Origin of the sequence: Rhizobium sp. IBUN (assembly GCF_000510625.1) — a bacterium.
Lineage (GTDB): Bacteria > Pseudomonadota > Alphaproteobacteria > Rhizobiales > Rhizobiaceae > Rhizobium > Rhizobium altiplani.
The window spans coordinates 1-10,263 of sequence record NZ_AZNV01000078.1 but is presented as its reverse complement, the minus strand read 5'-3'; the positions used below and the strand labels follow the sequence as shown (position 1 = coordinate 10,263).

Sequence of the window (10,263 nt, the reverse complement as noted above, 5' to 3'; positions counted from 1 at the left end):
CATCGCTATGCCCGCTTCCGAAGTCTCACCCGTGTCGCATGCCAGTGCCTGCTGGCCGCAGCCGCCCAAAACATCAAGAAGATCGCAATGGCGCTCACCAAGCCACCCAGACCAGCCATGGCATGAGGGCCAGAGACCGCCAACTTCGCCGCGCCGCAGAACCCAACTTAAAACAACCAACGTCCAAAAAAACAAACCCGCCGAAAATATCGACGGGTTTGTCAGCGGTCTGAGGCCCTCCAATCGGAGGGCCTTTCGATTTGAGAGCCTTTGAAAATCAGGCCTTGTACTTCTCAACGGCACCCGGGAGCTTGCTCCATTCGGCGTACCAGGTGTTGAAGAGCTTGAACTGAGTTTCGACGTAACCGCGCTGGCTATCGGTCAGGGCGTCGGTTTCGTAGAAATGAAGGGTGTATTCCTTGTCGCCCTTCAATACCATCATGTGCTTGAAGAACAGCACGAGGTCCGGGCCTTCGTCGAACGACGAGAGGACGGCCAGTGCCTGCTCGAGCTCCAGCGCGCGCTGGCGGGCATCTGCGTCGCCGGCAGCAGCGGCCTGGGCGAGGTTGCAGAGGTGCAGCACTTCCTTCGGCAGCACGTTGCCGATGCCGGTGATCGCTCCGGTCGCACCGCAATTGACGAAGCCATGGAAGACGGCCGTGTCGACGCCGATCATCAGCGAAACGCCATCATCGCGGCTGGTGATATTCTCTGCTGCATAGCGCATGTCTGCAGCGCCACCGAATTCCTTGAAGCCGACGAGGTTCGGATGCTCGGCGCGCAGTGCTAGGAACAGGTCCGCGCGCGTGGCGAAGCCGTAGTAAGGGCTGTTGTAGATGACAGCAGGAAGATCGGGGGCAGCCGAGAGGATTGCCTTGAAGTGCGCCTTCTGGGCCGCGATTACCGAACCACGCGACAGGACGCGCGGGATGACCATCAGACCCTGTGCCCCGACCTTCTGGGCATGGGCCGCATGCGCGACGGCCGAGGCGCTGTTGACGGCGCCGGTGCCTACGATGACCGGAATGCCAGCCTTCACGAGACGCTCCACGCCTTCCATGCGCTGTGCATCGCTCAGCAGTGGCCAATCACCCATGGAACCGCAATAGACAACAGCCGACATGCCCTGCGCGATCAACTCCAGGCCCTTGCGGACGAGTGCGTCGTAGTCGGGGGTACGGTCTTCCTTGCAGGGGGTCATCAGGGCCGGAATTACACCGGAGAAAATCTTGGCCTTCATTGCGAAACTCCTATTGCCTGGCGGGACGGGCAGGGATCGCCGCGCGCCTCCACCGGCACCGGTCCCCGTGTCTTCGACGGCGGTTATATCACTTGCATATTATTTGTCGACAACAATTATGCAGCAGATCAGAGGGCGATATCCAGTTTTCCGCCGCGCGCGAAAAGCTTCTGTATTTGCTGCACGATCTGCTCGGCATGGATCGTCGCCAAGCGGTCGGCGGCCTCGCTGTCGCGCGCGGCGATGACAGCGATAATGTCTTCGTGCTCGTCGACGAAACGTTGCGGCAAGCGGTCTTCATAGGACTGGTAATAGAGCCGCAAGATGCGTCGCCCCTCATCGAGGAGACGATTGAAGAGACCGGAGAAGTAGGCGTTGCGGCCTGCCTCGGCGATGGCTGAATGGAAGGCAGCGTTGGTGGCAATCATCGCCAGGGCGTCCTGGGCCGCGACCGCCGCGGCGAAGTCGGCCTGATGCGCGCGGATCACCTGCAGATCTTCGAGGCGATGATACTGGGCGGCCAGACGGGTGGTCACGCGATACATCAGCACCAGCGCATCGAAGAAGGTATGCATATTGAGGAAATCGATATTCGATACCATGGTCGAGCGATTGGGCAGCGTGTCGATCAGGCCCTCGCCGGCCAACCTCACCAGCGCCTCGCGGATCGGCGTGCGCGACATCTTGAAACGCTCGGCCAGTTGCACCTCATCGATCGGACTGCCGGGCGGTAAAACCAAGTCCAGGATCTCATCGCGCAAGAGGTCGTAAACCATCTTGACGCCGGAGCCTCGCTTGCGTTCGGGAGTGGACTTCGTGTCGGTATCAGTCATGCCGGTATCCTCTTGTCGACAAAAGGAATACTTTTTCTCGCGTGCTGGTCAATAGCTCTGGCAACTCGGGCGGGTGAAATGCCCGGAGCAAGGCCTCTAAAATCGGAATCGATTTTCGATTCTGACGTAGCCTGTCATGCTAAGCCATCGGAGCGGGAATTTTCGACTTCTGGTTCCTGCAAGGGAGAGAAGGGAAAGTCCCATGGAGGCAGCATCGACTTTTCGGAAGCGCAGATCGCCTTTTACGACTCGCTTGCCCCTGCTCTAGCAAGGCCGTCGCCGCGGAGGTTCTGGCCCGCCGGGGATATCCGGCTGCGATTGTTTCGGGTATCTGGGAAGGTATCGGTTGCAGGGCCTGATGGGACGGAGACTTGTAAAGTCTCGGCCTCAAGCCGACCCTCGCGGCAACAATTTCAGGTTTGCGCCAAGCGCGCGGACGTCGAGCACTTTTTCTTTGGGCGATGCAGACGAGTGAGCAAATATAGAAGCAGCGGTCCGGCACCTGTAGCCAGTTCGATTTCTCTTTCTTCGGTTGCTTGACGACAGTATCAGCGATGACACAAACGGCTCTCCATCATCCCATGCATTGATACGGCCGACCGCCAAATAGTTTAGGGACGCGGTGATTGCCGCTCAGCGTGTCAAAAGGCTAGCGCGGGCCGGTGGCTGCATCACGGGGTTCAGATCAAAGTCCAACGCCTGTACTACGTCTGGATTCTAGCAGGACAGCCCCAGACTTTACTTCCAGCTGGAACATCGTGATTAACAAAAGACATCGCGCCAACCACCGCACCATCTCCAATCGTCACGCCACGAGAAATAACGCTGTTGGGACCGATGTAGACGCCGCTGCCAATCTTGGTTGGAGAATATTCGATCGGCGCTTTTCCCAATGTTAAGCTTCTTTGCACAGTGTCATGTGAATAGATCTGAACACCAGCGGAGATTGAGCAGTGATCACCGATCGAAAGCCCGCCAGTCCCATCCAATACCGTTCCAGGACCAATCCAGGTATAGCAACCGACACGGACCTCTCCCATAACGAGGGCACTGTCATAACAGGATGTACCCTCACCAAATCCATATTCACGCGCATTTTCCCAACGATCAGTTATCAAATCGCCGAAGGACACGCGCCGCTGGAATTGCGCGAGCTTCTTGAGTTGCAGCGTTTTTTGAAGTGCTCTCAATGTTTCAATCATGAGTGAACTTGCTCTATCTACTTTGACCGTTGAGATAAACTCACCACAATGGGCCAAAGACGCGGTAGCCTCGCACGTGTGAATTCCACCACCTATCGCTCTTGCCCAAGACTAGACCGTTGCAGCTTCGGTAATCGTCCGCCCCACCGATTTCACACGCATGGCAAGAAGACCTTCGATATCGAGTGCGCGATCGTGGCGATTATTTGCGCGGAACAATCGCGCCATTAAATCAAGCCAACTATCAAAGTCCTCATTTCCAATCCAAGCAATCGAGAGGCAGTCCCCAGGCAACGGTCCGTCAAACGAGTCGTCGTTGGATGGATCCGTAAGATCGTTTGTTTCGATCAACCATTTGGTTCGCCTAATGGAAACGTGAGGGACGGTCTTAGCTTGTTCAAGCAGGAAAACCCTCAAATCCTTGTCGCCAATGATATCACTCAGGAGGAGAAGCCAAGCGATCTCAACCGGATCCATCTGCGCCAAGGCCGGCGACGATGTGCCCTGGAGATTGCTACGACGACTAAGTAGAATGGCGGCCTCTCCTGCATCTCCCTCGAGCAGCGAGATAATGCCGAGCAGAACCCATGGCTCGGCGATATGGCTAATCCAAGTACTTAGCTCTCTCAGGGTCTGCGCGACCTCCTTGAAATCTCCTCCCTCCAGAATTGCCGATCTGGCCGAACGAAGCACTGCGGACATCGGGCTGTCCGGAACGGCCGCGTTCACGAAAACTACGGAAGGGGATTGCATTGGAACGATCTCAAATTTGCCGAACCAATTGATTTGTCTGACAACTTCGCCTGAACGAACGGCGCGGCGGCACTCGTACCAATCTGCAATATAAGTCCACGCCTGACGGGTATAGCGGCTGTGGACGAGTTCATAACCCTTTCTACGGATGTCGGAATAAAGATCGAGGTCTTTGCTGACCTCGTTGATCTTTTGGTAGAGCTCCTTTCCGCTGCCCATGATGCAGTTTTGCATGTCCACAAAGCCATATTCTTTCAGACGATCGGAGTCAGGAGCAAGAAGAACCGTACCGCAAGCTGGTATCTCAAGGTGCTTGCGAACTACGTAGTCCAGCCGCGTCGTGTCGGCAGCCGAAAAGTAGCTTTGAGAAATTAACTGAGCGTATCTAGCGTCACGAACCTCAAATGGCCTGCGGTCCTGTAGCCTATAGCCCGGATGAGTATAAATTAGCGTTGGAAAGAAGTGTTGAATCTCGTGGGTCAGCTTTGCCCGCCACGGGTAGAAACTCGGGAATAGATGCCCACTCATTATGTTGACGGGGACGATCTTTTCCAAGTTATAGTCATGGAATATCTCGGGATCGATAAATTTCGGAATGACGAAACAGGCAAATTGCGAGAGCTCCGGCATATGCTGCAGATGTTCCAGCCCGAAGCAGAAGATCGTGTCAATGCCGTATTCAGTGAGAGCGCTCAACGTGAGTGGCCGCATCGGGTCGTGTGGATCGCAATTGAAGTACAGCGCCCGCGGTATCTCTGGGTAGGTATGAATGTTTGTGATGTTAAGCCGTAGCGGTCTGCCGGAATGCACTGCCGAAAATATGACGAAATCGGGCTGCAGCTCATCACAGACGGCTTTGAAATCGAAATCGCGGTCGACAACACTAACCTCGCAGTGGTGAGCAAGCGCGTAAATCCACTCGTCGACCACATTTGTGAGAACTGGAGCTGCGGTCGTATTGAGCTGCGGCAACACGCATAGAACGCGTCTGCGCTGTGTTGCCACCGTCATCTCTCACCCTTTGCGAAAAATGAGCAAATTGCATCGACGACTTGTTGCTGCTGCGCCGCGGTTATGCCAGCGAACATGGGCAAAGACAGCCCCTGGCCGGCAAATTCTTCCGTTGCAAGAAATTCACTTTGGGCGCTTTCGACTTGCGCCAAGCAAGGCTGCCGATGCAATGGAATGGGATAGTGCAATCCGGTCTGAATACTTCTAGAATCAAGGTGCGACCGTAGGTCGTCGCGCCGATCCGTGCGTACGACGTAGAGATGGTAAACATGATCGCCATGCACGACATCAGGGAGCGTAAGGGGCGTGCCTTTCAAGCCCTCCCTATACCGTTCTGCGGCCCGCTTCCGCTGATCAGTCCAATCATCAAGATGCCTTAGCTTGCTGTTCAAGACCAACGCTTGCAGGCCATCCATGCGGTAGTTATAGCCGATCTGTTCGTGGAGATAACGCTGCGTCTGCCCGTGATTTCTCAGTGCCCTCAGCCGCTGAGCGAGGTCGGCGTCTTGCGTGACGATGAGGCCGCCTTCACCCGCTGCACCGAGATTCTTGCCCGGGTAGAAACTGAAACAGCCCATTGACCCCATCGATCCGAGCGGTCGACCGTTATAACGAGCGCCGATTGCTTGGGCCACATCTTCTATCATTGTCAGCCCGTGACGCTCGGAAAACTCCAGCGCTGCCTTCATATTTGCGGGCTGACCGTAAAGATGAACCGGAATGACTGCTTTCACATCGCCATCCAGACGCCTTTCCGCATCCGCAAAGTCGATCGTACCCGTAGCACGTTCCACATCACAAAAAACCGGAACAGCACCCTGATAGATCACCCCCCACAAGGTGCCGATAAAGCTATGGGCCGGTACCAGAACCTTGTCTCCCGGGCCTATGCCCGCTGCAATGACCGCCAGATGCAGGGCAGCACTGCCACTGCTGACGGCAATGGCGTGATCGACTTCAAGATAGGAGGCGATGGCCTTTTCGAATTCGTCAACCCATGGCCCCAGGCAAAAAGCGCTCGCATCGAACAGACGTTCGATCTCCGGCATGACATTATGGCGAATCTGCTCCCATTGGATAGAGAGATCGACGAAAGGTACCGTTGTTTGTGAACTCATCGCCCACTCTCCGACATGTCGCGAGTAGACCCTATCACACGTGCTGGATTGCCCGCGACGATGGCATATTCGGGAACGTCTTTGGTCACCACCGCCCCCGCTGCTACCATAGCCCTTCGCCCAATTACAACGTCAGGTAGGATCGTGGCATTGCTTCCGATCGATGCGCCGGAGCAGATACGGGTGGGAAGGCAGACCCAATCTTCCGAGCCCTGCAATGCACCGTCAGCGTTTGTCGCAGCCGGATAACGATCGTTTGTGAACATGACGCCATGGCCCACGAACACCTCGTCCTCAATGATGACACCAGAGCAGATGAAGCTATGGGACTGAATCTTGCATTTTGCACCGACATGGACATCCGATTGGATTTCCACGAAGGTGCCGATCCGTGTTCCACGGCCGATTGTGCAGCCGTACAAATTGACGAGATCTGGATGGAAAACCAGTACGTCATCTTCAAAAACGACATTGTCAGAGATGGGCATTGGGCCACTCCTTTTCAGCAAGGATCTCTGACAAGGCAGTCACCACGCTGACTTGTTCGGCGTCCGTCATTCCGGAGAAAAGTGGCAGTATGAGATGAGCTGCGCTGACATGTTCGGATCGGGAAAGCCCTGCATGCCGAGCCCCGCGCCAGGGCGCCTCAAGGTGGCTGGACATGACTGCACGCCGGGTCGCTATTTTTCGGTCGAGCATCTCCTGCATGACCTCTTCGCGATCTGCACCTTCAGGCAACCCAATTGAATAGCTCTGCCAGTTAGATTTCGCCCAGTTCGGCTCTTGCGGCACGATTATACCGTTGACGGGCATCAGGAGTTCGCCGTAGCGCTTCGCCAATTTCCGCCTTTCGGCAACAATTCCATCGAGACGCTTTAGCTGCTCTCGTCCAACCGCAGCCTGAAGGTCGGTCATGCGGTAATTGAAACCCGTCTCGGTGTAGGTCTCGATCACAACACGATTGGATGCATGACGGGCGAGGTCGGAGACAGACATTCCATGTTGCCTCAGAAGGCGGCACTTCGCGTCTATTTCAGGGTTGTTCGTGGTGATCATTCCGCCCTCACCCGTCGTAAGAACCTTGCGGGGATGAAATGAGAAGCATGCCACGTCGGAGAGCACGCCACCGATCCGCTGCCATTGGTCATCGACCAGGATCATCGATCCGCTGGCGCAGGCGGCGTCTTCCACCACAGCCAGCCCATACGCATGAGCGACCGCGCAGATCGCCTGCAAGTCGCACGGCATACCGATTTGGTCCACACACAACACGGCTTTAGTCCGCGACGATATCAGCACCTCAATACTGGTCGGATCCATGTTGTAGCTACCTGCACCGATGTCGGCGAAGACCGGCTCGGCACCACACATATGGATGGCATTCGCTGTCGCAATGAAGCTGTGACTGACCGTGATCACCTCGTCACCCGGTCCAACACCGACAGCCAGCAGTGCCAAATGAAGCGCTGTCGTACAGTTGGAAACCGCGCACGCATATGAGGCACCGGTCATTGCAGCGAACTCCGTCTCGAACCCAAGAACCTGTGGTCCCTGGGTCAACCAGCCGGAAGCGATGACCGAAGCGAGTGCGTCTGCTTCTTCTGGACCCACCGTTGGGCGCATAAGGGGGATCACTTGGCCAACTCCAGCACGGAGACACATTCATCCCGCCACCATCGCACCAGATCGCGCAATCCATCTTCCAGCCCGATCGAAACTTGGAAACCAAGTTGCGCCCGCGCCTTTGACGGATCGGCCAACCGCCGCTCGACTGGGTTAACGTTGCGAGCAGGTTCGTGGTGGATTCCGAGATTTTCCCGTCCCATGATCTTGAGCAGCGTCTGCGCCAATTCTTTTAGAGAAACTTCGGCCCCTGACGCGACATTGTAGACTTCGTCCGAAGCAGAAGAGAGAGCCGCCGCGATATTCGAAGACGCGACGTCACGAACCTCCACGAAATCCATGGTTTGCAAGCCGTCACCAAAGATGATGGGAGGTTGATTGGCAGCAATTCTCTCCATCCACCGGATCAAGACTTCCGTGTAGCGGCCGTGGATATCCATGCGCGTTCCATAGACATTGAAGTAACGAAGCGCACAGTAGTTAAGGCCGTACATATCGTTGAATGATCGGAGCAGCTTTTCGTTGAAGAGCTTCAGGCCGCCGTACAATGTTCGATCGGCGTAGGGTGCTGCGGCCTCCGTGGTCGGAAATTCTGGAGCATAGCCATAGATTGAAGCGGACGACGCAGCGATGATCTTCTGAATTTTGTGTTTCACGCAGAGCTGCAGAAGATCGAATGTGGCGCGGCCCATAACCTCAAAGGCCTCGGCGGGTTCGGCGGCACAATGTGTAATCCTCAAAGCGGCCTGATGGAATACGATATCGGCGTCTCGCACCAGCTCGTCCATGAGCGCCTTGTCACGAATATCGCCGTTTACAAGCCGCAAGCGCGGGTCGGCGGCAACGGAAGAGAGATTCTCAGACCTCCCACGCACCATATTATCGACAGCCACAACGGCCTGAACCTCGTGGCCCATGAGTTGATCGACAATGTGCGAGCCGATGAAGCCGGCGCCTCCGGTTACTAAAATGCGCTTCCCTCTTAGGAAATCTGAGGCGTTCGATTGTTTAACCTGTTGTTCCATCGTCTCACTCTGCCGCGATGATATTGAATGTGTTGCGCTTACTGCATGCGACCTGCTGCAAGCTGCACTCCAGTGCCGACTGCGCCCGCTCCAGCGTTCTGACAATCCTCAGTCCGAAATCACCATCAGTTTGGCAACGCTCCTGCCCGAGGATGGAGCGACGGAGGTGTTCAACCACTTCCGTAAGCGGCTCGGGGCCGGAAATGCGCGGGGATGTCACCGCGCCGATTCTGTAATTCGGAAGATTGATCTCGCGATCCTGATTGGAATGGATAGTGATGCCGGAATCATAGATCTTGACCGGCTCATCGCGGTTCAAATCATCCCAGACAGCCATTTGCTTGCTGCCCCCAAGAGCAATCCGCCGCATTTTTACCGGCGACATCCAACTCAGATTGAGGTGCGCGACCATAGAATTCTCGTAATGCAAGGTGATGTAGGCGATATCGGGCGATTTGTCGTTGACGTGACAATACCCGCTGGCCTCCACTGAAACCGGCTCTGCCGCAAACAGATAGTCTAGGATCGATAGGTCGTGAGGAGCGAGATCCCAGAGCACATTTACGTCCGGTTGAAAAAGGCCCAAATTGACGCGCTGAGAGTCAAAATAGGAAATATGCCCGAGCGTGCCGCTTGCAACGAGATCTCGGAGCTTTCGAACGGCAGGATGGAAGAGGAAGGTGTGATCAACCATCAGAGTTAAGCCATAGGCTTTGGCCCGCGCGACCAGGTCCTCCGCCTCTTCGCTGGAACCGCACATGGGCTTCTCGATCATCACATGCTTGCCGGCGTCCAAACCGGCCTTAGCAAGCGAGTAGTGCGAGGACACCGGCGTTGCAATGACCATTGCATCAATATTTGGATCGAGAATGACAGACGAAGCGTCTTCGTAAATCGCGGCGCTCGGGAACGATTGCGCCAGTCGTTCTCGAACCTCCAGCCGCGTGTCAACAATTGCGGCTAACTGAATCCCAGGATTGCTGGAAAGGACACGTAGCAGGTTGCGCCCCCAGTAACCTACGCCGCATAAAGCCACCTTGATCATGCCACCAAGACCCTCACACTTAATCGGCATGACTTATCGCGGTGCAATCTTGCCCCAGCCTGACGGTTACTGTTGAGGCGAACTCTAATCCTCGATGGAAGGTGGAACTTGTATTCCGGCTCCGCAGACAGCGGCAGAGCTTCGTGTTGGGCTTCGACTGGGCGTTGCGTCGCTGCTGAAACACATGCGAATTTGGGCGAACCTGGCGGCTTGAGAAATCGACACGGAGTCCAAAAAGCTCCTCGGCGCTTGCGCGGAGGAGCTTTGGTGCAAATATCCGGAATGGGAGGTTTTGCAGATAAATTTGGTTGCGGGGGCAGGATTTGAACCTGCGGCCTTCAGGTTATGAGCCTGACGAGCTACCGGGCTGCTCCACCCCGCGCCAAGTGCAAAACCCTCTGGGTTTTGTCACG

General features: G+C 55.8%; 9 protein-coding genes and 1 tRNA gene. All 10 read right to left on the bottom strand.

All coding sequences use genetic code 11. The features are described 5' to 3' along the window. Positions 1-277: 277 nt before the first annotated feature. The gene (locus RHIBUN_RS0132215) at positions 278-1,240 is read right to left on the bottom strand and encodes a dihydrodipicolinate synthase family protein (protein ID WP_018859732.1); all 963 of its coding nucleotides are present in this window, start codon (positions 1,238-1,240) and stop codon (positions 278-280) included. 128 nt (positions 1,241-1,368) lie between these two features. Beyond that, the gene (locus tag RHIBUN_RS0132210) at positions 1,369-2,073 is read right to left on the bottom strand and encodes a GntR family transcriptional regulator (protein WP_025662796.1); all 705 of its coding nucleotides are present in this window, start codon (positions 2,071-2,073) and stop codon (positions 1,369-1,371) included. Positions 2,074-2,777: 704 nt separating this feature from the next. Next, positions 2,778-3,275: an acyltransferase gene (locus RHIBUN_RS36145; RefSeq protein WP_084659941.1), complete on the bottom strand. Its 498-nt coding sequence runs from the start codon at positions 3,273-3,275 to the stop codon at positions 2,778-2,780. Positions 3,276-3,386: 111 nt separating this feature from the next. After that, complete coding sequence (locus RHIBUN_RS0132205) at positions 3,387-5,039, bottom strand: glycosyltransferase (RefSeq protein ID WP_025662795.1); 1,653 nt, start codon at positions 5,037-5,039, stop codon at positions 3,387-3,389. Then, entirely contained in the window at positions 5,036-6,157 is a 1,122-nt protein-coding gene (locus RHIBUN_RS0132200; protein ID WP_025662794.1) for a DegT/DnrJ/EryC1/StrS family aminotransferase, read from the bottom strand. The genes RHIBUN_RS0132205 and RHIBUN_RS0132200 overlap by 4 nt, the downstream gene beginning before the upstream one ends. Further along, positions 6,154-6,645, bottom strand: coding sequence for an acyltransferase (locus tag RHIBUN_RS0132195; protein WP_025662793.1), 492 nt, complete (start codon positions 6,643-6,645; stop codon positions 6,154-6,156). Before RHIBUN_RS0132195 ends, RHIBUN_RS0132200 begins: the two co-directional genes overlap by 4 nt. Then, positions 6,632-7,780 carry a DegT/DnrJ/EryC1/StrS family aminotransferase gene (locus tag RHIBUN_RS0132190; protein ID WP_084659939.1) on the bottom strand — a complete coding sequence of 383 codons (1,149 nt, stop codon included), beginning with the start codon at positions 7,778-7,780 and terminating at the stop codon, positions 6,632-6,634. The genes RHIBUN_RS0132195 and RHIBUN_RS0132190 overlap by 14 nt, the downstream gene beginning before the upstream one ends. 8 nt (positions 7,781-7,788) lie before the next feature. After that, the gene (locus RHIBUN_RS0132185) at positions 7,789-8,805 is read right to left on the bottom strand and encodes an NAD-dependent epimerase/dehydratase family protein (RefSeq protein ID WP_025662791.1); all 1,017 of its coding nucleotides are present in this window, start codon (positions 8,803-8,805) and stop codon (positions 7,789-7,791) included. A gap of 4 nt (positions 8,806-8,809) precedes the next feature. After that, positions 8,810-9,850, bottom strand: coding sequence for a Gfo/Idh/MocA family oxidoreductase (locus RHIBUN_RS0132180; protein ID WP_025662790.1), 1,041 nt, complete (start codon positions 9,848-9,850; stop codon positions 8,810-8,812). Between the two features lie 305 nt (positions 9,851-10,155). Beyond that, positions 10,156-10,232, bottom strand: a tRNA-Met gene (locus RHIBUN_RS0132175). Between the last annotated feature and the right edge of the window lie 31 nt (positions 10,233-10,263).